This is a genomic window from Kaistia sp. MMO-174, assembly GCF_037147815.1.
Classification (GTDB): domain Bacteria; phylum Pseudomonadota; class Alphaproteobacteria; order Rhizobiales; family Kaistiaceae; genus Kaistia; species Kaistia nematophila.
The window spans coordinates 978,548-1,000,609 of sequence record NZ_JBBCUO010000002.1; the positions used below are offsets into that span (position 1 = coordinate 978,548).

Below are 22,062 nucleotides of genomic sequence, written 5' to 3' on the forward strand. Positions count from 1 at the left end.
CATGCCGATCCGGCTGACTGTCGAGACGTTCCGGACGCCAATCGGCGACATTCTGCTCGCCGCCGACCGTGACGGATTCTTGCGCGCGACGGATTATGTCGGATGCGAGGACCGACTCGATCGCCTGCTGGCGCGCCGGCTCGGCAGGGACGGCTTTTCTCTGGAGCCGGGCGCCGCGCCGGCGGCGATCACGGATGCGATGCGGGCCTATTTCGCCGGGGAGATCGCGGCGCTCGAACGGATCGCGGTGAAGACGGACGGCACGCCGTTCCAGCAGCAGGTCTGGCAAGCGCTGCGCGAGGTGCCGCCGGGCGCGCCGCTCGCCTATGGCCGGCTGGCGGAGCGGCTGGGCAGGCCGCAGGCACCCCGCGCCGTCGGCCATGCCAATGGCGCCAATCCGTTCTGCGTCGTCATCCCCTGCCACCGGCTGGTCGGCGCCGACGGGGCGCTGACCGGTTATAGCGGCGGCACGGAGCGCAAGCGCTGGCTGCTCGATCACGAGGCGAGGCACGCAGCCTCAGCCTAGCTCGCGCGCCGCGATCCCGGCCAGGAAGCTCCGCAGCAGCGGATCGAGCGCCGCCTGCTCCTCGGGCGACAGGATCGAGATCAGCCGCTTCTGCGTCTCGACATGCGCGGTCACCGCCGCGTCGATCGTGGCGAAGCCTGTCTCGGTCAGGGAGATCAGCAGGCTGCGCCGATCGTCCGGGTTCGGCAGGCGCACCACCAGTCCGGCCTTCTCGAGCTGATCGATCCGGTTGGTCAGCGTGCCCGAGGTGACCATCATCGTCGCCAGGAGATCCCCGGGCGAAAGCCGGTAGGGCGGCCCGGAACGGCGCAGCGGCGCCAGCACGTCGAAACTCGCCGCCGTCAGCCCGAACTGGGCGAGATTTTTGTCCATCTCGCGGGTGAGGTAATGCACGATCCGGCCCAGCCGGCCGATCGGTCCCATCGCCTCGACATCGAGGTCGGGCCGATGGTGGTTCCATTGCTTCAGGATTTCGTCGACGGCATCCATCGGACGACCATCGCCTCTGCGATATCTTGACGTCAAGACAAACTGATTTATCTTGAAGTCGAGATATCCCGCGAAAGTGCCGTCATGTCCCGCAATCTCGACCTGCTCCTGACGGCAATCGCGCCGACGATCTGGGGCACGACCTATCTGGTAACGACGGAACTGCTGCCGCCGGGGATTCCGCTCACGGTCTCGGTGCTGCGCGCCCTCCCTGCCGGCCTGCTGCTGCTCGTGGCGGTGCGCAGGCTGCCGCACGGCATCTGGTGGCCACGCGTCTTCGTGCTCGGCGCGCTCAATTTCTCGATCTTCTGGGCGATGCTATTCGTCTCGGCCTATCGGCTTCCCGGCGGCGTCGCCGCGACGGTGGGCGCCGTGCAGCCGCTGATCGTCATCCTGCTCGCCCGCCTGCTGCTCGGCACGGCCGTGCGACCGCTGGCGGTGCTCGCCGCTATCGTCGGCATGGCCGGCGTGGCGCTGCTGATCCTGACGCCGCAGGCGGCGCTCGATCCGATCGGCATCCTCGCCGGGCTCGTCGGCGCCGTGTCGATGGCCTGCGGCAACGTGCTGACGCGGCGCTGGCAGCCGCCCGTCTCGCCCCTGACCTTCACGGCCTGGCAGCTGACCGCCGGCGGCATCCTGCTGCTGCCGCTCGCGCTGTGGCTGGAGCCGATGCCGGCAGAGCTGACCGGCGCCAATGTGCTGGGCCTCGCCTATCTCGGCCTGATCGGCGCGGCGCTGACCTACACGCTGTGGTTCCGCGGTATCGAGCGGCTGGGGCCGCCGACCGTGTCGCCGCTCGGCTTCCTGAGCCCGCTCACCGCCGTCATCCTCGGCTGGGCCGCGCTCGGCCAGACATTGAGCCCGGCGCAGCTGATCGGCATGGTCGCCGTGCTCGGCAGCATCTGGTACGGCCAGCGCGTGCAGCGGCAACCGGCGAAGGCCGTCGCGCCGGCCACCGGCTGACGACGCTCCCGCGCTCTGGACCGAATGCCGCATTCCGGCGATGATCCGGCATGATCCTGCTGAAACGCATCTATGAGCCCCCCTCTGCCGCCGACGGCTTTCGCGTGCTGGTCGACCGGCTCTGGCCGCGCGGGATCAGCAAGGCGCGCGCCGGCGTCGATCTCTGGGCCAAGGAACTGGCGCCCTCGACGGAACTGCGCACCTGGTTCCACCACGAGGCAGCGAACTGGGACGAGTTCGTCATCCGCTATCGCGCCGAGCTGGCCGCACAGCCGGACGCCGTCGCCGCCCTCCGCGCCCAATGCGCCGGCCGCACGACGACACTGCTGTATGGCGCCAAGGACGAGACCCACAATCAGGCGGTGGTGCTGAGGGCGATCCTGGAATCCGGGGATGCAGCCGGAGAAGACCGCTAGCACCGCCCCTCGCCCATCGACAGCCGCGAGAAAATGCGCTGCTGTCGCCAGACAGGTGCAATCGGGAGCCGAGCGGCTTTCCCGGGGAAGCTGCGCCGAAGCGAACGGGGCTGGGGATTTCGGGCAAGATGGAGCAGACGCGGCGACCCATCTGGTCGAGCAACATGGCGCTTCTCGCCGCGGCGCTCGGCGGTCTCTCGGCCGGCGCGCTGCTTTATCTCGTCGGCGGCCGCGGCGCGGCGTCCTTCGTCTGGGGCCTGGCAACGCTGCCGGTCCTGCTCAGCCTGCTGATCCAGATCGTCACCTCCCTCCGGCGCGGCGATGCCGGGCTCGACATCATCGCCGCGCTTTCCATGTCGGCGGCGCTCGCCTTCGGCGAGCCGCTCGCCGGCAATGTCGTAGCCCTGATGTATGCAGGCGGCCAGTTTCTCGAAAACTTTGCCGAGCGTCGTGCCCGCCGCGAGATGACCGCGCTACTCGGCCGGGTCGCCCGCACGGCGATGAAGCATGGCCCGGACGGGCTGCAGGAGGTGGCGATCGAGAGCCTGGCGCCCGGCGACCGGCTGCTGATCCGGCAAGGCGAGGTGCTCCCCGTCGATGGCGTCGTCGCCAGCCGGAGCGCCACGATCGACACCTCGGCGCTGACCGGCGAATCCCTGCCCGTCACGGTCGAAAGCGGCGGCGAGGCGCTGAGCGGCACGACGGCGATCGGCCCGCCTTTCGATCTCACCGTGCTGCGCCCCGCCGCCGACAGCGCCTATGCGGGCATCGTGCGGCTCGTCGAGTCGGCGCAGCAATCGAAGGCGCCCTCGGTCCGCCTCGCCGATCGCTACGCGCTCTGGTTCCTCGCGCTGACGCTGCTGCTCTCCGGCGGCGCGTGGATCTGGACCGGCGACCCGATTGGCGCGCTTGCCGTGCTGGTAGTGGCGACACCCTGCCCGCTCATCCTCGCCGTACCCGTCGCGATCATCGCCGGCATCTCGCGGGCGGCCGGCGTCGGCGTTCTGGTCAAGGGCGGCGGCGCGCTGGAAGCGCTGGGCCGCGCCCGCGTCGCCGTGCTCGACAAGACCGGCACGCTGACCCATGGCCGCGCCGGACTCTCCGACATCTGGGCCGCGCCCGGCTTCGAGGCCGACGAAATCCTGCGCCTCGCCGCCTCGCTCGATCAGGCCTCGACCCATGTCATGGCCGAGGCGCTGATCGAGGCCGCGCGTGCGCGCTCGCTCCGCCTCTCAACGCCGCAGAACGTGCTGGAGACGGCGGGCGCCGGGCTCGCGGGCATCGTCGACGGCCACAAGGTCGCCGTCGGCGGCTCGATCTATGCGCGCGACCATGTCGGCGACAATGGCAGGATCGGCAAGCCGGCCTTCGCAAGCGGCGCCGCTACCGTCGACGTGGTCGTGGACGGCACGCTGGCCGGCGTGCTGGTGCTAGCCGATCCGATGCGCGGCGACGCGGCGACCGTCATCCAGCGCCTGCGCAAGGCCGGCATCGACCGCATCGTGCTGGCGACGGGCGATCGCGCCGCCGTGGCGAGGCCGCTGGTCGAGGCCCTGCGCATCGACGCGCTCAAGGCCGACCTGACGCCGCAGGAAAAGGTCGATGTCGTGCTGGAGGCGCGCAAGATCGGCCCCGTCATGATGGTAGGCGACGGCGTCAATGACGCACCGGCGCTCGCGGTCGCCGACGTGGGCGTCGCCATGGGCGCGCGCGGCGCGGCCGCCTCGTCGGAATCGGCCGATGTCGTGCTGCTGGTCGACCGGCTCGACCGCCTCGCCGATGCGATCGGCATCTCGCATCGCTCGGCAAAGATCGCGATGCAGAGCGTGGTCGTCGGGCTCGGCCTTTCGATCCTCGCCATGATCGCCGCCGCGCTCGGCTACCTGCAGCCACTGCAGGGCGCACTTCTGCAGGAGGCGATCGACGTCGCCGTGATCCTGAACGCGCTGCGCGCCCTGCGAGGATAACCGCGCAAGCCGTTGGCCGGACTCGCCTTTGTCGACATCGCCTTTCGCCATGCCGGAGAGGGCTCCCCGGCATGGCTGACAACCGGAGTTACTCCGCGGCTTCGGCGAAGCGCGCCCGCAATTGCCGGGCGGCTGCCACCATGTTGACGAGCGCCGGGCGGACTTCCTCCCATTTGCGCGTCTTCAGCCCGCAATCCGGATTGACCCAGATCTGGCTCGCCCGCAGGCGCTCGACCGCCTTGTCGAGCAGGTCGGTCATCTCTGCCACCGCCGGCACGCGCGGCGAGTGGATGTCGTAGACGCCCGGCCCGATGTCGTTCGGATAATTGTCGCCGACGAAGGCTTCGAGCAGCTCCATCTTCGAGCGCGACGTCTCGATCGAGATCACGTCGGCATCCATCGCCGCGATGGCGTCGATGATGTCGTTGAACTCGGAATAGCACATGTGGGTGTGGATCTGGGTCCGGTCGGCGACGCCCGAGGCGCAGAGCCGGAAGCTCTCGACGGCCCAGGCGAGATAGGGACCCCATTCGCCGCGCCGGAGCGGCAGGCCCTCGCGCAGCGCCGCCTCGTCGATCTGGATCATGCACGCGCCGGCCTTCTCGAGATCCTGCACCTCGTCGCGGATGGCGAGCGCGATCTGCCGGCAGGCGACACTGCGCGGAACGTCGTCGCGCACGAACGACCAGTTCAGGATCGTCACCGGTCCGGTCAGCATGCCCTTCATCGGCTTGCTCGTCACCGACTGGGCATAGCGCCACCATTCGATCGTCATCGGCTTCGGCCGCGACACGTCGCCGAACAGGATCGGCGGCCGCACATAGCGCGAGCCATAGCTCTGCACCCAGCCGGACTTGGTGAAGGCGAAGCCGGCGAGCTGTTCGCCGAAATACTGCACCATGTCGTTGCGCTCGAACTCGCCATGGACGAGCACGTCGAGCCCGATTTCCTCCTGCCAGCGGATCGCCGCCTCGGTCTCATGGCGCAGGAACGCCTCATAGGCGGTGTCGTCCAGGGCGCCCTTGGCATGCGCGGCGCGCGCCTTGCGCACCTCTGACGTCTGCGGGAAGGAGCCGATCGTCGTCGTCGGGAAGGCCGGCAGGTCGAGCACGCCCTGCTGCAGCGCGTGCCGCTCGACAAACGGGCTCGCCCGCCGCGCCTGCTCGGCGGTGACGGCGGCGGAGCGGGCCGCCACGGCGGCGTCATGAACCCGGGGCGACGTCGAACGCGTGCCGACGGCAAGCACCGAGGCGGCGATCTCGGCGGCGACGCTCTCGCGCCCGCCCGCCAGCGCCCGGCCGAGGCTCGCCAGTTCGCCCATCTTCTGGACGGAGAAGGCCAGCCAGCTCTTCAGCTCGGCGTCGAGTTCGGTTTCCTGTTCCAGGTCGATCGGCACATGCAGCAGCGAACAGGACGAAGCGATCTGGATATGATCCGAACCCCGGCGCGCCACCACCGGCTCCAGCCGGTCGAGCAGGGTGGCGAGATTGGCGCGCCAGATGTTGCGGCCGTCGATGACACCAAGCGACAGCACGAGCCCGCGCGGCGCCTTCGCCAGCACGGCATCGAGCTGCTCCGGCGCGCGAACGAGATCGAGATGCAGGCCCGCGACGGGCAGCTCCAGCGCGGTGTCGAGATTGTCCCCGAGCGCGCCGAAATAGGGGGTGAGCATCAGCTTCAGCTTGGGCAGCGCATAGGCGAACATGCCGTAGGCGACGCGGAGCGCCTGCCGGCTCTTGTCGTCGAGGTCGAGGACGAGGCAGGGCTCGTCAATCTGCACCCATTCGGCGCCGTTCGCCGCCAGCCGGCGCAGCATCTCGACATAGGCCGGCAGCAGGCCGGGCAGCAGCGACAGCGGATCGAGCGAGGCATCCTTGCTCTTGCCGAGTTTCAGATAGCTGACGGGACCGAGCAGCACCGGCCGCGTCTCGTAGCCGAGCGCCTTCGCCTCCAGATATTCGTCAAGCGGCTTGGTCGCGGCGAGGCTGAAGCGCTGCCCGGCCGTGAATTCCGGCACCATGTAGTGGTAGTTGGTGTCGAACCACTTCGTCATTTCGAGCGCCGGCACGCCCTGCCCCGCGCCGTGATGATGATGCCCGCAATCCGCATGCGCGCCATCGCCCTGGCTGCCGCGCGCCATGGCGAAATAGGTGTCGAGCGGCACCGGGCCGCCGGTCCAGCCATAGATCTCCGGGATCGCCCCGACCATGAGGCTGGTGTCGAGCACATGGTCATAGAGCGAGAAATCGTTCGACGGGATGTTGGTGACGCCGAGCGCATGCTGGCGCGCCCAGTTGGAGGCGCGAAGCGCGGCGGCGCTGGCGAGCAGGTCATCGGAGCGGCTCTTGCCGGACCAGTAGCTTTCGAGGGCAGACTTGAGCTCGCGGCGCGGACCGATCCGCGGCGTACCGAGCGTGCTGACAGGCAGCGTGGAAGGAGAAGGAGACATCGGCTTACCCCAAATGTTTGGGGGCAAAGGCCGAGCGGACGCATGCGTAGAATCCCGGCGCGAAGAACGGCGGGCGCAAGCGCACCACCGGGACACCCCGCCCAGGGACGTTATGAGGTCGCGGCAGGTCTCCTGGCTCGCGGGTCGCCGCCCCGGTCCGGCCTTCCCGAAGCGCTCGCTTCAGTGACACGGAATGGACCCGGGCTCGCCGCTCACAGTTGCGGGGGCAGCTCCGGCGTTGCCCGCCCCTTCGGACAGACGCACCGGATTCCCTCTTAGCCCTGGCGCCGCGCAGACGGCCCAGGGAACCACGACGCCCGACTCCTAAGCGTCGTGCCGCCCTCCGTCAAGCGGGATATAAAGATATCCTTATATCGACATGAGGCCTATTCGAACACCGCCGCATAGATCTCCGGCTTGAAGCCGGCCAGCAGGCGACCGTCGCCGAGATCGAGGATCGGCCGCTTGATCATCGAGGGCTGCGCCTGCATCAGGCCGATCGCCTTGCTGGCGTCGAGATCCTGCTTGTCGGCGTCTTCGAGCTTGCGGAACGTCGTTCCCGCCCGGTTCAGCACCGTCTCCCAGCCCAGCTCGCCAACCCAGCGATCGAGATGCACGCGATCGATGCCCTCGGCCTTGTAATCATGGAACTCATAGGAAATGCCATTGGCATCAAGCCACTGCCGGGCTTTCTTCATCGTGTCGCAGTTCTTGATGCCGTAGATCGTGACCGTCACGCCGTCTTTCTCCTGTGAGGCAGGCTGGCTGGATCCAGCCGCCCGCGATTCCCTGCGCCGATCATAGCGGCTGCCACGCCAGAGATGCAGATCCGGCCTCCCCGAAGGCCGCGTGCAAGACGCCGCAGCGCAATCTGCATGCGGCCATGCGCCCTGCCGGGCGGCGTTGACGGGCCATTGAGCCGACGAATATAGCTAGCCTTCATTATAATTAATTTGGATTCACACTTGCTTCTTCAAAGGCTTCCGGTCGCCCGGCAATTTGCGGAACCGCGCTCCGGACAGGCTCCATCCGGAGCATCCCAGCGCACGTCCGCCAGACTGTCCCGTCTGGGGCTGCTGCTTGCCCTGACGACGGCGCTCGGCGGCTGCGTCGTCGTCGGGCCGGATGTCGAGAAGCCGACAGTTTCGCTGCCGATGAAATGGAGCGCCGGCTCCGCGGTCAAGCCGTCGAAGCCGCCGGAGCTGTCGCAATGGTGGCAACGCCTCGGCGACCCGATGCTCGATGAGCTGGTGAACGAGGCCGTCGCCGGCAATCTCGACGTCGCCACCGCCAAGGCCAGCATCCGCGAAGCGCGCGCCAGCTACCGCCAGACGGTCGGAACGCTTCTGCCGTCGGCCAATGGCAGCGGCGCCGCCACGCGCAGCAAGAGCAATGGCGACATCTCAAGTCAGTTCCAGGCCGGGGTCGACGCCAGCTGGGAACTCGACCTCTTCGGCGGCAACAAGCGCGCCGTCGAAGCGGCCCGCTATGGCATGGATGCGGCCGAGGAAGAATTGCGCGCGGCTCTGCTGACCATGATCGGCGACGTCGCCAGCAACTATGTCACCGCCCGCGGCTACCAGGCCCGCATCGCGCTCGCCAGGCGCACGGCGGCATCGCAGCGCGAGACGGCGGCGATCACCCGCAACAAGTTCGAGGCCGGCGGCGCCACCGCGGCCGACGTCGCCACCGCCGAGGGCCAGGCCAGCAGCACCGAGGCCGGCATCCCGTCGCTCGAAGCCGCCTATGCCGAGACCGTGCATCGCCTCTCCGTCCTGACCGGCCGCGCCCCCGGCGCGCTGGTCGAGCGGATGAAGAAGCCAAGGCCGGTGCCGGCGCCGCGCCTGCCGATCCCGGCCGGCATCCCGGCCGACATCCTCACCGCCCGCCCGGATGTCCGCCTCGCCGAGGCGCAATATGCAAGCGCCACGGCGAAGATCGGCCAGGCCGAAGCGGCGCGCTATCCGAGCGCCAGCCTGACCGGCAACATCGCCACCAACGGCGCCAAGCTCGGCGACCTCGGCAAGAGTTCGTCGATCAGCTGGGTCTTCGGCCCCAGCCTGACCGTGCCGATCTTCAACGGCGGCCAGCTGAAGGCCGCCGTCGAGGTGACGCAGGCCCAGCGCGACCAGAGCTTCATCGCCTATCAGGCGGCGGTGCTGACCGCGCTGGAAGATGTCGAAAACGCCATCGTCGCGCTGTCGCAGGAACGCATCCGCTCCGGCAAGCTGGCCTCGGCCGCCCGCTCCTATGGCGAGGCCAATACGGTCGCGCGGACGCTGTTCCAGGCGGGCTCCTCCAGCTTCCTCGACGTGCTGACCGCCGAACGCTCGCTCTATTCGGCATCGGACGCGCTGATCGAGAGCCGCGTCGCCATCGCCACCGACTATGTCGCGCTCAACAAGGCGCTGGGCGGCGGCTGGAGCGGCGCGATCGACAGTTCGAAGCCGGTCATCGTCGACAAGCGCATGGGCCCCCACCTTGCCCGGCAATAGTCGCCAGCGCCCCCTTCACCCCGCCCTCGCCCCGCCGACGCCGTGCGCCGCTTCTCCGCGCACCCGGAACGGGGCGGTTCAGCCATCTCCCGGAACCCGACCCGCATGAGCACGAACCCCAAAGGCAGGCGCTCCCGCCTTCCCTTCCTGATCCTCGCGCTGATCGTGCTGGCGGGCGCGGGCTACGCCTTCCGGTCCAGCTTCACCGGCGCCAAGGCGCCGGCGATGATGACCGCCACCGTCTCGACCGGAAACGTCGAGGAAACCGTACTGGCGACCGGCACGCTGAAACCGTCCAAGCTCGTCGCCGTCGGCGCGCAGGTCTCCGGCCGCGTCACCGCGCTCAAGGTCGAGCTCGGCCAGCAGGTGAATAAGGGCGACCTGATCGCCGAGATCGACTCGGTCACGCAGGAAAACGCGCTCCGCACCTCCAAGGCCGCGCTCGCCAATATCCGGGCCCAGCGCGTCGAGAAGGAAGCCTCGCTGCTACTCGCCGAGCAGACGCTGGCGCGGCAGAAATCCATGCTGGCGCAGAAGGCCGTCTCGCAGGCCGATTTCGAGACGGCGGACGCCAACGTCAAGACGACCCGCGCCCAGATCGAGGCGCTCGACGCCAGCATCATCGAGGCGGAAGTCGCGGTTTCGACCGCCGAGGCCAATCTCGGCTACACCCAGATCACGGCGCCGATCGACGGCACCGTGCTCGCCGTCGTCACCCAGGAGGGCCAGACGGTCAACGCCGCACAGTCGGCGCCGACCATCGTCATCATGGGCCAGCTCGACGTGATGACCGTCCGCGCCGAGATCTCCGAGGCCGACATCGTCCGCGTCAGCGCCGGGCAGCCGATCTATTTCACCATCCTGAGCGATCCGGAGCGGCGCTACGAGGCGACGCTCGCCTCGATCGAGCCGGCGCCGGAATCGATCCGCAGCGACAGCAGCTTCTCGACCTCGTCGACGACAACCTCCTCCTCGTCGACCTCGTCGGCGATCTACTACAACGGCATCTTCAACGTCCCGAACGAGGACGGCCGGCTCCGCACCTACATGACGGCCGAAGTCCACATCGTGCTCGGCAAGGCCAACGATGTGCTGACGGTCCCGGCCGTGGCCCTCGGTCCGCGCAACGCCGATGGCAGCTACACCGTTCGTGTCGTCGAGGGCGACAAGATCACGCCGCGCAAGGTAGAGATCGGCCTCAACGACAAGGTCATCGCCGAGGTCAAGTCGGGCCTCAAGGCCGGCGACAAGGTCGTCACCGGCGAGGGCTCCGCGACCGCCTCCGCCTCCGGTTCGCGCCGGATGGGCGGCCCGCCGCCGATGGGGTTCTGAGCGAATGCACGCCCCGAACACCGCCGAACCGCTGATCACGCTATCCGACCTGCGCCGGGAGTTTCCCTCCGGTGACGGCACGATCGCGGTGCTCAAGGACGTCGATCTCTCGATCGCCGCCGGCGAGATGGTGGCGATCGTCGGCGCGTCGGGCTCCGGCAAGTCGACGCTGATGAACATTCTCGGCTGCCTCGACCGGCCGACTTCCGGCAGCTATCGCATCTCCGGCCGCGAGACCTCGCTGCTGGAGCCGGACGAACTGGCGGCGCTGCGACGCGAGCATTTCGGCTTCATCTTCCAGCGCTATCACCTGCTCGCCGAACTGACCGCGCTCGGCAATGTCGAGATCCCGGCCGTCTATGCCGGTCAGTCACCGCAGGACCGGCAGGTCCGCGCCGCCGCCCTGCTCGGCCGCCTCGGCATGGCCGACCGCACCGATCACCGCCCCGGCCAGCTTTCCGGCGGCCAGCAGCAGCGCGTCTCGATCGCCCGCGCCCTGATGAACGGCGCCAACGTCATCCTCGCCGACGAGCCGACCGGCGCGCTCGACAAGCACAGCGGCGAGGAAGTGCTGAAGATCCTCGAAGAGCTGCATGCCGAGGGCAAGACAGTCATCATCGTCACCCACGACATGGCGGTCGCCGCGCGCGCCGAGCGCATCATCGAGATCAGCGACGGCGTCATCATCTCCGATACGCGCAAGCCGAAGGAGCCGCTCTCCCCGGCCATCGGCCACGCCGCGCCGAAGGCGCAGAGGAAAGGCAGCCGCTGGGGCTCGATCCTCGATCGCGGCCGCGAGGCGCTGCGCATGGCGCTGCTCTCCATGCGCGCCCACAAGCTGCGCACCTTCCTGACCATGCTCGGCATCATCATCGGCATCGCCTCGGTGGTCAGCGTCGTCGCGCTCGGCGAGGGATCACGGCAGAAGGTGCTCGCCAACATCTCCGGGCTCGGCACCAACACGCTGGAGATCTTCGCCGGCAAGGATTTTGGCGACATGCGCTCGGGCAAGATCACCACGCTGGTGGTCGCCGACGCCAACGAGCTGGCGAAACAGCCCTATGTCGCCGCCGTCACCCCGACCGTCTCCACCTCGAGCTCGGTGCGCTTCGGCTCGAAGGAGGCGAGCGCTCTCGTCAACGGCGTCAGCGAACAGTATTTCGCCGCCAAGGGCACGACGCTCGCGGCCGGCCAGTTCTTTGACGCCGCAAGCGTCCGCTCGATGGCGCAGGACGTCGTCATCGACGAGAACACCCGCAAGGCGCTGTTTTCCGACTTCGACGGCAGTCCCGTCGGCCAGGTGATCCTGATCGGCCAGGTGCCGGCGCGCATCGTCGGCATCGCCAAGCCGCAGCAGGGCGGCTTCGGATCGAGCCAGAACCTGTCGCTGTTCCTGCCCTACACCACCGTGCAGGCCCGCTTCCTCGGCAGCACGTCGCTGCGCAGCATCACGGTCCGCGTCGCCGACGATGTCGCGACGGACCTCGCCGAGGCCGCGGTCACCACCTTCCTGACCCAGCGCCATGGCACCAAGGACTTCTTCGTCCTCAATACCGACGACATCCGCCAGACCATCACCGCGACAACGGCGACGCTGACGTTGCTGGTCGCCTCGATCGCCGTGATCTCGCTGATCGTCGGCGGCATCGGCGTCATGAACATCATGCTGGTGTCGGTGTCGGAGCGCGTCTCGGAAATCGGCGTGCGCATGGCGGTCGGCGCGCGGCAGGGCGACATTCTGCAGCAGTTCCTGATCGAGGCGATCCTGGTCTGCCTGATCGGCGGGCTGATCGGCATCGGCACGGCGCTCGGCTTCGGCGTCCTGTTCAGCATCTTCAGCTCGAATTTCAGCCTGATCTATTCGACCACCTCGATCGTCATGGCGTTCCTGTGCTCCAGCCTGATCGGCGTCGTCTTCGGCTATCTGCCGGCCCGCAACGCCTCGCAGCTCGATCCGGTCGTGGCGCTGGCGAAGGGCTAGCCCGGCCCGTCACGGCCTGCGATTTGCTTGGCATGGATGAGGTTCGGATCTTCGCGTGCGCACCACGCGTCGATCCGGGCCGGTCACGATGCCCGCAGATCGGACGACACAATGCCCAGAAGCGCGCCCTGCCCGATAAAGCAGCAAATGCCTATCACCCCTGCTCGCTGCCGAGCTTGACGCGTGAGGCGGCCAGCGCATAGCTTTCGGGAAGCAGCGCCGAACCCGATATTGGGCGGCCAAGCTTCCTGCCTCGGCAGAGCGTCTTCTCCCCTTCTATCCGCTTACGATCGCGGAGGGCAAAAGCCCGGCATCGTGGCCTCCAGCTCGCTCAGCAGGAACAGCCATGGTCAAGAACGGCAAGACACACATCGACAGCCTGCGCGACGGTCGCTCGATCTATATCGACGGACGGCGCGTCGCCGATGTGACGACGGATCCCGCCTTTGCAAACGCGGTCGCGACCGCCGGCAGCTTCTACGATTTCCAGGCGGCGCCGGAAAACATCGAGGCGATGACCTTCCGCTCGCCGAAGACCGGCGAACAGGTCAGCCGCGGCTGGCAGCTGCCGAAGAACCATCGCGAGCTGGTGGAACGCCGCAAGGCGCTGGAGCAATGGGCCGGCCTGACCTGCGGCATGATCGGCCGCTCGCCCGACCACGTCGCCTCGACCTTCGCCGGCTTCCGCATGGGCCTCTCCGCCTTCCGCGACCATGACCCGGCCCGCGCCGACGCGCTCGAGGGCTATTACGACTACGCCCGCGACAAAGACCTCTACCTCTCCTACGTCATCATCAACCCGCAGTCGGACAAGGCGAAGACGGCGAGCGGCCAGCCGGACCCGCACCTCGTCGCCTCGATCGTCGACGAGGACAGCACCGGCATCACCATCCGCGGCGCCAAGATGCTGGCGACCAGCGGCGTGATGGCGAACGAGATGATGGTCTCGGGCTTCAACGCGCTGCAGGCCGGCGACGAGGCCTATGCCTTCACCGCCGCGCTGCCGATCGGCGAGAAGGGCCTGACGCTGATGTCGCGCCGCAGCTACGAGCAATCGGCGACATCGACCTTCGACTACCCGCTGTCGTCCCGCTTCGACGAAAACGACGCCGTCGTCCATTTCGACGATGTGAAGATCCCGTGGGACCGCGTCTTCGTCCACAAGGACCTGAAGATGGCGCAGGCGCAGTGGCACGACACGCGCGCGCACGTCTTCCAGAACTACCAGTGCATCATCCGGCTGATGGTGAAGGTGAAGTTCCTGCTCGGCCTCGCCCGCAAGATCGCCGAGCTCAACAACATCATCAACTATCCGCAGGTGCGCGAGACGCTGGGGCTGCTGGCCGCCAAGGTCAACAACATCGAGGCGCTCATCATCGCGATGGAAGCCTCGGGCGAATATTTCAACGGCTACTACGTGCCGAACCGGACCATCCTCTGCACGGCGCAGGTGATCGCGCAGACGACCTATCCCGAGATCGTCGAGGCGATCCGCACGCTCTCGGGCGGCGGTATGATCATGGTGCCCTCCTCGATCGCCGATTTCGAGACACCCGAGACGCGCGCCATCATCGAGAAGACGCAGCGTTCCGTCGTCACCGACGCGGTCGGCCGGGTCAAGCTGATGAAGCTCGCCTGGGACGCGGTCGGCTCCGAATTCGGCTCGCGCCACCTGCAATACGAGATGTTCTATTCCGGCCCGACCTTCGTCACGCGCGGCAACGCCTTCCGCTTCTTCGACTGGGACGGCGTCAAGGGCTTCGTCGATGAGTTCCAGGCGAGCTACGGCCTGCCGGAAAACCCGTCCCTGCTCTCGGCGGCCGAGTGACCGGCCATGAATGCACGCATTGCTGACCCGGCGGCGGAACTCCGTTCGCTCGCCTTCGTCGACCATGGCCCGGCGCCGTTCCGGCTTTCCGAGACCGGGCCGCTCGCCGACCTGAGCTTCGCGGTCAAGGACCTTTTCGATGTCGCCGGCAGCGTCACCGCCTGCGGCAATCCCGACCGACTGCGCGACGGCCAGCCGGCCGTGGCGACCGCGCCATCCGTGCTCGTCCCGCTCGTCGCCGGCGCAAGACTGGTCGGCAAAACCCATACCGACGAAGTCGCCTGCGGCATGTTCGGGATGAACCCGCATTTCGGCACACCGATCAACCCGAACGCGCCGGACCGCGCGCCCGGCGGCTCGTCGAGCGGCTCGGCTTCCGCCGTCGCGGCCGGCCTCGCCGATTTCGCGCTCGGCACCGACACGGGCGGCTCGATCCGCGTTCCAGCGAGCTTCTGCGGGCTCTATGGCCTGCGCACCACTTTCGGCCGCGTCTCGGTCGCCGGCGTCATGGCGATGGCGCCGAGCTTCGACACGGTCGGCTGGCTGGCGAGCGATCCGAAGACGCTTCGACGTGTCAGCGAGGTCTATTTCGGCGCGATCGGACCGCAGGCGACGCCGCGCCTGATGATCGCCCGCGACGCCTTCGACATTCCCGTCAAAGGCATAGGCGACGCCCTGCTGCCGATCGCCCGCTCGCTCGGCGCGGCGACCGAGATCCGCCTGTTCGAGGGCGGCATCGCGCCCTGGCTCGACACCTTCCGGCCGCTGCAACTGCACGACCTCTGGTCGACCCTCGGCGCCTGGGGCACCGCGCCGGGCCGAAATCTGAGCCAGGCGGTCGAGGAGCGCATCGCGCTTTCGGCGACGGTTCCGGCCGAAGCCGTCGCCGCCGCCATTCCGCGCCGCGAAGCGCTGACCGACCGGCTGGTCGATCTGCTCGGCGATGACGGCATGATCATCATCCCGACGGCGCACGACCTGCCGCCGCGCCGCGACGCGCCCGTCTCGGCGCAGGTCGAGTTCCGCGAGAAGACACTGGCCCTCACCTGCATCGCCAGCCTGACGCGGCTGCCGCAGATCGCGATTCCCGCGACCGTGATCGACGGTTGCCCGGTTGGGCTCTCGCTTATCGCCGGACCGCGCGGCGAGGCGCGACTGCTCGCGTTTGCCGAGGCGCTCGGCAACCTCCTCGCCGATCGGCCACGCCCATGAGGCCCCTCCCGAACGGAGCGCGCGACTTCGTCGGCTACGGCCGCACCCCGCCCGACCCGAAATGGCCGGACGGCGCGCGCCTCGCCGTCGTCTTCGTGCTCAATGTCGAGGAAGGCGCCGAACCATCAATCGCCGATGGCGACGCCGCCACCGAAACCGGCCTGACCGACGCCATCGCCGGCGAGGTCGCGGCCGGACGGCGCGACTTCGTCGCCGAGACGCTGTTCGAGTATGGCAGCCGCGTCGGCTTCTGGCGGTTACACGACCTCTTCATCGACCTCGGCATCCCGCTCACGATCAACGCCTGCGCGCAGGCGCTGGAGCGCAATCCCGAGATCGCCGCAGCGATCCGCGACGGCGAGCTCGATCTCTGCTGCCATGGCGGGCGCTTCGTCCGGCACTACCGCATGGACGAAGTAGAAGAACGCGCGGCGATCGCACGCGCCGTGACCAGCCTGAAGCGGACGGTCGGCCGCGCGCCACTCGGCTGGCAGAGCCGCTATTCGTCGAGCGAAACCACCCGCGCCCTGCTCGCCGAACATGGCGGCTTCCTCTACGATTCCGACTCCTACGCCGACGACCTGCCCTACTGGGTCGAGGTATCGGGCGCGCCGCATCTCGTCGTGCCGCACAGCTTCACCCACAACGACAACCGCCTGGCGACGGCGAAGCTCGCGACGGCGGCCGAGTTCACCGATCATCTCGCCAGCGCCTTTCGCGTGCTCTACGCCGAAGGCGCGCGCCACCCGCGCATGATGACCGTCAGCCTGCATGGCCGCATCTCTGGCCAGCCGTCTCGCTTCGAGGGCATCCAGCGCTTCCTCGATTTCGCCCTGGGTCATGAGGGCGTCTGGTTCGCCGGCCGCTCCGATGTCGCCCGGCACTGGATCGCCAATCATCCGCCGGAGGTCGGCGCATGACCGGCCCGCGCATCCTCGTCACCGGCGGCCTCGTCGCCGATCCGGCATCCGATGCGGTCGCCACCCGCGATCTGCTGATCGAGGACGGCCGTATCCGCGCCATCGCCGCGCCGGGCAGCATCGAGGCCGGCGACGCGATCCGCCATGACGCGACCGACCGGCTGATCCTGCCCGGCCTCGTCAACGCCCACACCCATGGCCACGCCAATCTGATGAAGGGCGTGGCCGACCGCTGGACGCTGGAGGCCTCGCTTACAAACGGTCCCTGGGTCGGCGGCGCGCGCGATCCCGAGACGATCTATCTCTCGACGCTGGTCGGCGCGCTCGACCTGCTGTCGAAGGGCTGCACCGCCTGCTTCGATCTCGTCTACGAATTCCCCCGGCCGACGCCGGAAGGCTTCATGGCGGTGGCGCGCGCCTATGCCGACGCCGGCATCCGGGCCGTGCTCGCGCCGATGGTGGCCGACAAGACGCTGTTCACGGCCATTCCCGGCCTGCTCGCTTCCCTTCCCGACGACCTGCGCCAGACGATCGGCGGCTTCGCGCTCGGCTCCGGCGACGAGACCATCGCCGCCCTCGAATCGATCTTCGCGATGCGCGACGAGATGCCTCCGGGCATCGAACTCGCCATCGCGCCGACGATCCCGCACCATTGCTCGGAGCGCTTCCTGCGCCAATGCGTCGATCTCGCCGATCGCCACGACCTGCCGATCCACATGCACATCGCGGAATCGCGGCTGCAGGCGACGGTGGCGCGCGAACTCTGGGGCGTATCGCCGGTCCGCCGCCTCGCCAATCTTGGCGTTCTGCGTCCGGGTTTCATCGCCGCCCACGCGGTCTGGCTCGACAATGCCGATCTCGACCTGCTGGCCGCGCACGAATGCGCTGTCGCCCATATCCCGGCCAGCAATTTCCGGCTCGGCGCCGGGATCGCGCATGTCCGGCCGATGCTCGATCGCGGCATCCCGGTCGGTCTTGCCACCGACGGCGCCAACTCTTCCGACGCCCTCAGCATGCTGCAGGCGATCCGGCTCGCCTCCTACGCCTCGCGCGCCTTCGACAGCCGGCGCGAGGACTGGCTCGGCGCAGCGGAAACGCTGCGGCTGGCGACCGCCGGCAGCGCCGGCCTGCTCGGGCACCACTCGGGCGGCAGGATCGCGATCGGGGCCGATGCCGACCTCGTCCTCTTCGATCTTGGCCATATCGACTTCATGCCGCTCACGGATCCGCTCAACCAGGTGGTGACGGCGGCGGACTCGGCCTCCGTCACGGACGTCATGGTCGCTGGCCGCTTCGTCGTCGCCGACCGACGTTCGACGACGATCGACCCGGCCTCGATCCGCGGCCGTGTCGCCGAGGCGGTCGCCCGCCTCGCGACCGACCTCGCCGGCGCCCGCGCGCTGGCCGGCCGCATCGAGCCGCATGCGGTCGCCTTCGCCCGCGCTGCGCGCAGCCAGCCGCTTCCGATCTCCCGCCTGCTTCCGCTCGAAGGCGACAATCCATGACAGCCCTGACCCAGACCTTCGACACAACGCAGTTCCGCCAGGCCTGTTCGACCTTCCTGACCGGCGTCGCGGTCGTCACCACCGCGCTCGGCGAGGTGAAGACCGCGATGACGATCAACTCGTTCTCGTCCGTCTCGCTCGATCCGCCGCTCGTGCTCTGGAGCCTGCGCGACCAGGCCTGGTCGCGCCCCGTCTTCGAGACGGCCGGCCACTTCGCCATCAACATCCTGGCCGCCGACCAGATGGAGACGGCCAGGCAGTTCGCCCGGCCCGGCCCCTATGCGCCGGACGGTCACGCGATCACGAACTCGCAACGCGGCCTGCCATTGCTGACCGACGCGCTCGCCCATCTCGAATGCGAGACGCGCCAGATCCTCGACGGCGGCGATCATCGCATCCTCATCGGCGAGGTCGTGGCGCTCTCCTGCCGCGACGGCGCGCCGCTCGCCTTCTACCAGGGCCGGATGACGGCCGGCCTTCCCGCCCTCGAACGTTCCGGATTGTCATGACCATCGCCCGCATCGGCCATATCACCCCCTCTTCCAATACGGCGCTCGAGCCCCTCACCTACGCGATGAACCGTCCGCTGGACGGCAAGCTCGCGCATCATTTCTCCCGCATCCGCGTCACCCATCTCGCGCTGGAGGCGAGTTCGGAGGCGCAGTTCCAGATGGAGCCGATGCTGGCCGGCGCGCGGCTGCTGGCCGATGCGCCGCTCGACGCCATCCTCTGGAACGGCACCTCGGCAAGCTGGCGCGGGCTCGAACACGACATCGCGCTCTGCCAGGCGATCACCGAAGAGACCGGCGTCGTCGCCTCGACCTCGACCATCGCCTTCTTCAAGGCGTTTCGCGAGAAGGGCTGGAGCCGCATCGCGCTCGCCGTGCCCTATACCGAGGACATCACCCGCCAGATCGCCGTCGAATATGGCCGTCAGGGCTTTCCGGTGGTCGGCTCGGCCCACCTCGGCGTGCGCGAGAACATCGAGATCGGCGCCACCGGACCGAAGCCGATCCGTGCGCTCTTGCGCGAAGCGGCAAAGAGCAAGCCGGACTGCATCGCCGTCGTCTGCACCAATTTCAACGCCACCGAGCTGGTCGAGGAAATGGAGGCCGAGCTCGGCATACCGATCGTCGACTCGATCGCCGTGACTTTCTGGGAGGCGTGCCGGCTCGCCGGCATCTCGACACCAATCTCCGGCTGGGGGCGGCTTCTGGCCGAAGGCTAGGCAAGCGCCTCGGGCCGGCTGCGGCGGAAAGCGGCGAATGCCCAATCCGGCAGCATCGTCGGCAACCGCCCCCGCCAGCCGGCGTGACTTTGAACTGGTACGGCAATTGCTTCGCTGAAACTGGCCCGAGTGACCGGAAAACCGGATCGGTCCAACCCCATCCATCCGACGCCACCAGCGCCGCGACTTGCGGCGGCATGCGGATTTTCGGCCGGGGCCAGACGCAGGAAGTTGGAGCACAAGGCATGACACAGGAAGCCCGGGATCTCGACGAACTGGCGCAGCGCGCCCGTTTCGAGCTCGATTGCGTGAACTATCCGGCGCGCGAATGGGTGAGGCCGCGCGAGGCGGACGGCCGCCCGGTCCATGACGTCGTCATCGTCGGCGGCGGCCAGAACGGCCTGTCGCTCGCCTTCCGGCTTCTCCGGGACCGCGTCACCAATATCCGCGTCCTCGACCGCAGCCCCTCCGGATTCTCCGGCCCGTGGGTGACCTATGCCCGCATGCACACGCTAAGGACGCCGAAGACCGTCTCCGGTCCCGAGCTCGGCATCGCGGCGCTCTCGGTCCGCGCCTGGTACGAAACGAAATACGGCAGGGAAGCCTGGGCGGCGCTCGGCAAGATCCCCCGCGGCGACTGGAACGACTATCTCGAATGGCTGCGACGGACGGCCGGGATCGACACCACCCATGATGCCGAGGTGGTCGGCATCCAGCCGCGCGACGACGGCTATCTGGCGATTGAGACCCGCATCGCCGGCACGGTCGAGACGATCCTGGCGCGCAATGTCGTGCTGGCGACCGGCATCGAAGGATCCGGACGCTGGGCGGTGCCCGCGATGATCGAGAAGGCGCTGCCGCGCGAGCGCTACGCCCACACCTCCGAGGCGATCGACTTCGAGGCGCTGCGCGGCAAGCGGGTCGCCGTTCTCGGCGCCGGCGCCTCGGCCTTCGACAACGCGGCGACCGCGCTGGAGCATGGCGCCGCCTCGGTCGATCTCTTCGCGCGCCGCCGCGCCCTGCCCCGGATCAACCCGAACCGCTGGATCGAATTCGCCGGCTTCATGCGCCATTTCGGCGATCTCGACGATGCACGCCGATGGTCGTTCATGCGCCACTTCCTCGGCATGAACCAGCCGCCGCCGCAGGACACGTTCGAGCGCTGCGCCCGCTTCGACGAATTCGATCTCCATCTCGGCAGCCCGTTCGAGAGCGTCGATTTCGACGGCCGCTCGGTCCGGCTGAAGACGCCGCGCGGCGTGTTCGAGTGCGATTTCCTGATCGTCGGCACCGGCTTCGTCATCGACCTCGCCAACCGGCCGGAGACCGCCAGCTTCGCCGACAAGATCGCGCTCTGGTCCGATCGCTTTGAGCCCGAGCCGGGAGAGGCGGACGCGACACTGGCCGGCTACCCCTATCTGACGGGGAGCTTCCAGTTCACCGAGAAGGTGCCGGGCAGCGCCCCGTGGCTGAAGAACATCTACAGCCACACCTTCGGCGCCATGGCGAGCCTCGGCGGCGCCGCCGGCATCTCGCAGCTGAAATTCTCGACCGACCGGATAGCGCTCGGCATCACCCGCCAGCTCTTCCTCGACGACGCCGACGAGTACCTGCCGAGCCTCAAGGCCTATGACGTCGCCGAACTCGACACCTCCGCCTTCGACGCCGCGCGCGCCGTCCGCCAAACCAAAGTCGCCTGAACCCGCAATCGAGAAGAGTTCGCCATGGTCACCGTCACCGACCGCGCCCAGCGCATCCTGGAATCGGCCGAGAAGATCCAGAGCCCGTTCGAGCTGGATCCGTCGCTCTGCCTCTACAGCCCCCAGGACAATGTCGACTCGCTCGCGCATCCCCGCATCGCCGCCTGGCTGGACTTCATCCGCGACGAATACGAGCCGAAGCTTCCCGAGGCGAAGCGGCGGGTGCTGCTGTTCATGCCCTGCACCAAGACCAAGCCCTACCCGTTCTCGTCCGAGCACAAGGCGATCAACCAGCGCCTGATCGATTCCGGCTTCCGCCCGACCGAACGGCTGGACCTGCCGCAGGAGCTTCAGGCCCGGCTGGAGCCGGAGTTCTCGAACGACGTGCTCAACCTGTCGCCGCTGACCGACGACGCCGGCACGGTGATCCACCGCATGGTGATCTCGGAGCCGATGGCGCTGGTGCCCTACGAGCACATCGTCTCCTTCAAGGGCCTGCCGTCGCCGGCGACCGCCTATGACGATCCCGGCCTGTTCGAGAAGCGCGGCAACGCCGTGTCGCCGTGGCGCGCCAATTCGACCGCCATCGCCATCTCGGCGACACGCTGGAAATGGGGCGACGAGGAGCGCCGCCACTATGCGCTGATGCACAACGCCATGTCCGAGGCGCTGGCGCATGTGATCGCCCGCATCGGCCATCACTATGACGACATCGTCGCCTGGGTGGCGCCGGGCCTGACGCATCGCAGCTTCGTCATCGGCCGCGGCGAGCGCGCCGCCAACAACGTGCCGGCAGCGAAGAAGGTCGGCACCGGCCGCGTCGAGCTCGTCGGCGCCAACGACCACCTGCCGGCCGGACAGCCGATCGCCTGCCTGCCGACCCTCGACGATTGCAAGGACGCCGTCGAGCGCCTCGCCGCCCGGCTCGGCACCGACATCACCCAGGCGACCGGCATCTACGCCCGCGGCGGCGCCAACGCGACGCCGCTGGCGCTGCCGGAACTGCTCGATGTGCTCGTAGCCCGCTTGCGCCCGCTCTGAACCAAGGAAT

At 68.5% G+C, this 22,062-nt stretch carries 18 protein-coding genes and 1 riboswitch; of the genes, 15 read left to right on the forward strand and 3 right to left on the reverse strand.

Annotation, left to right across the window (positions count from 1 at the left end; translation table 11 throughout):
- Nucleotide 1: 1 nt before the first annotated feature.
- A complete protein-coding gene (locus tag WFK98_RS10545; RefSeq protein WP_336800171.1) occupies nucleotides 2-526 on the forward strand; it encodes a methylated-DNA--[protein]-cysteine S-methyltransferase in 525 nt (174 codons plus the stop codon).
- On the opposite strand, the gene WFK98_RS10550 is transcribed toward WFK98_RS10545, so the two are convergent.
- Entirely contained in the window at nucleotides 518-1,015 is a 498-nt protein-coding gene (locus WFK98_RS10550; protein ID WP_336800172.1) for a MarR family winged helix-turn-helix transcriptional regulator, read from the reverse strand. The two genes, WFK98_RS10545 and WFK98_RS10550, sit on opposite strands and share 9 nt — an antisense overlap.
- An 84-nt stretch (nucleotides 1,016-1,099) precedes the next feature.
- On the opposite strand from WFK98_RS10550, the gene WFK98_RS10555 reads away from it, so the two are divergent.
- The 3 genes from WFK98_RS10555 (at nucleotide 1,100) to WFK98_RS10565 (ending at nucleotide 4,361) form a co-directional block, all read left to right on the forward strand.
- A complete protein-coding gene (locus tag WFK98_RS10555; RefSeq protein ID WP_266337967.1) occupies nucleotides 1,100-1,978 on the forward strand; it encodes an EamA family transporter in 879 nt (292 codons plus the stop codon).
- 50 nt (nucleotides 1,979-2,028) lie between these two features.
- Nucleotides 2,029-2,394 (forward strand): DUF488 domain-containing protein, encoded by a 366-nt coding sequence (locus WFK98_RS10560; protein ID WP_336800173.1) that lies wholly within the window; start codon nucleotides 2,029-2,031, stop codon nucleotides 2,392-2,394.
- Between the two features lie 128 nt (nucleotides 2,395-2,522).
- Nucleotides 2,523-4,361, forward strand: a complete 1,839-nt coding sequence (locus tag WFK98_RS10565; protein WP_336800174.1) for a heavy metal translocating P-type ATPase — start codon at nucleotides 2,523-2,525, stop codon at nucleotides 4,359-4,361.
- 88 nt (nucleotides 4,362-4,449) lie between these two features.
- Here the strand turns inward: WFK98_RS10565 and metE are convergent, their stop codons facing one another.
- Both metE and WFK98_RS10575 read right to left on the reverse strand, forming a co-directional pair.
- Nucleotides 4,450-6,810, reverse strand: a complete 2,361-nt coding sequence (metE, locus tag WFK98_RS10570) for a 5-methyltetrahydropteroyltriglutamate--homocysteine S-methyltransferase (RefSeq protein WP_336800175.1) — start codon at nucleotides 6,808-6,810, stop codon at nucleotides 4,450-4,452.
- A 105-nt stretch (nucleotides 6,811-6,915) separates the two neighbouring features.
- Nucleotides 6,916-7,138, reverse strand: a riboswitch (cobalamin riboswitch).
- A gap of 58 nt (nucleotides 7,139-7,196) precedes the next feature.
- Complete coding sequence (locus WFK98_RS10575; protein ID WP_336800176.1) at nucleotides 7,197-7,547, reverse strand: ArsC family reductase; 351 nt, start codon at nucleotides 7,545-7,547, stop codon at nucleotides 7,197-7,199.
- A 330-nt stretch (nucleotides 7,548-7,877) separates the two neighbouring features.
- Between WFK98_RS10575 and WFK98_RS10580 the strand changes: the two genes are divergently transcribed.
- The 11 genes from WFK98_RS10580 (at nucleotide 7,878) to WFK98_RS10630 (ending at nucleotide 22,052) form a co-directional block, all read left to right on the forward strand.
- Entirely contained in the window at nucleotides 7,878-9,305 is a 1,428-nt protein-coding gene (locus tag WFK98_RS10580) for an efflux transporter outer membrane subunit (RefSeq protein ID WP_442907406.1), read from the forward strand.
- A gap of 105 nt (nucleotides 9,306-9,410) precedes the next feature.
- The gene (locus WFK98_RS10585; protein WP_336800177.1) at nucleotides 9,411-10,637 is read left to right on the forward strand and encodes an efflux RND transporter periplasmic adaptor subunit; all 1,227 of its coding nucleotides are present in this window, start codon (nucleotides 9,411-9,413) and stop codon (nucleotides 10,635-10,637) included.
- A gap of 4 nt (nucleotides 10,638-10,641) precedes the next feature.
- Nucleotides 10,642-12,618, forward strand: a complete 1,977-nt coding sequence (locus WFK98_RS10590) for a MacB family efflux pump subunit (protein WP_266337973.1) — start codon at nucleotides 10,642-10,644, stop codon at nucleotides 12,616-12,618.
- Between the two features lie 346 nt (nucleotides 12,619-12,964).
- Nucleotides 12,965-14,446 (forward strand): 4-hydroxyphenylacetate 3-hydroxylase family protein, encoded by a 1,482-nt coding sequence (locus WFK98_RS10595; protein WP_336800178.1) that lies wholly within the window; start codon nucleotides 12,965-12,967, stop codon nucleotides 14,444-14,446.
- 6 nt (nucleotides 14,447-14,452) lie between these two features.
- Entirely contained in the window at nucleotides 14,453-15,658 is a 1,206-nt protein-coding gene (locus WFK98_RS10600; RefSeq protein ID WP_336800179.1) for an amidase, read from the forward strand.
- Complete coding sequence (locus WFK98_RS10605) at nucleotides 15,655-16,578, forward strand: polysaccharide deacetylase family protein (RefSeq protein ID WP_336800180.1); 924 nt, start codon at nucleotides 15,655-15,657, stop codon at nucleotides 16,576-16,578. Before WFK98_RS10600 ends, WFK98_RS10605 begins: the two co-directional genes overlap by 4 nt.
- Nucleotides 16,575-18,083: an amidohydrolase family protein gene (locus WFK98_RS10610; protein WP_336800181.1), complete on the forward strand. Its 1,509-nt coding sequence runs from the start codon at nucleotides 16,575-16,577 to the stop codon at nucleotides 18,081-18,083. Before WFK98_RS10605 ends, WFK98_RS10610 begins: the two co-directional genes overlap by 4 nt.
- Nucleotides 18,080-18,592, forward strand: coding sequence for a flavin reductase family protein (locus tag WFK98_RS10615; RefSeq protein ID WP_336800182.1), 513 nt, complete (start codon nucleotides 18,080-18,082; stop codon nucleotides 18,590-18,592). The genes WFK98_RS10610 and WFK98_RS10615 overlap by 4 nt, the downstream gene beginning before the upstream one ends.
- On the forward strand, nucleotides 18,589-19,311 hold the full coding sequence (locus tag WFK98_RS10620; RefSeq protein WP_336800183.1) for a maleate cis-trans isomerase family protein: 723 nt from the start codon (nucleotides 18,589-18,591) through the stop codon (nucleotides 19,309-19,311). The genes WFK98_RS10615 and WFK98_RS10620 overlap by 4 nt, the downstream gene beginning before the upstream one ends.
- A gap of 245 nt (nucleotides 19,312-19,556) precedes the next feature.
- Nucleotides 19,557-21,011, forward strand: a complete 1,455-nt coding sequence (locus WFK98_RS10625) for an NAD(P)/FAD-dependent oxidoreductase (protein ID WP_336800184.1) — start codon at nucleotides 19,557-19,559, stop codon at nucleotides 21,009-21,011.
- Nucleotides 21,012-21,035: 24 nt separating this feature from the next.
- A complete protein-coding gene (locus WFK98_RS10630; protein WP_336800185.1) occupies nucleotides 21,036-22,052 on the forward strand; it encodes a hypothetical protein in 1,017 nt (338 codons plus the stop codon).
- Nucleotides 22,053-22,062: the final 10 nt, after the last annotated feature.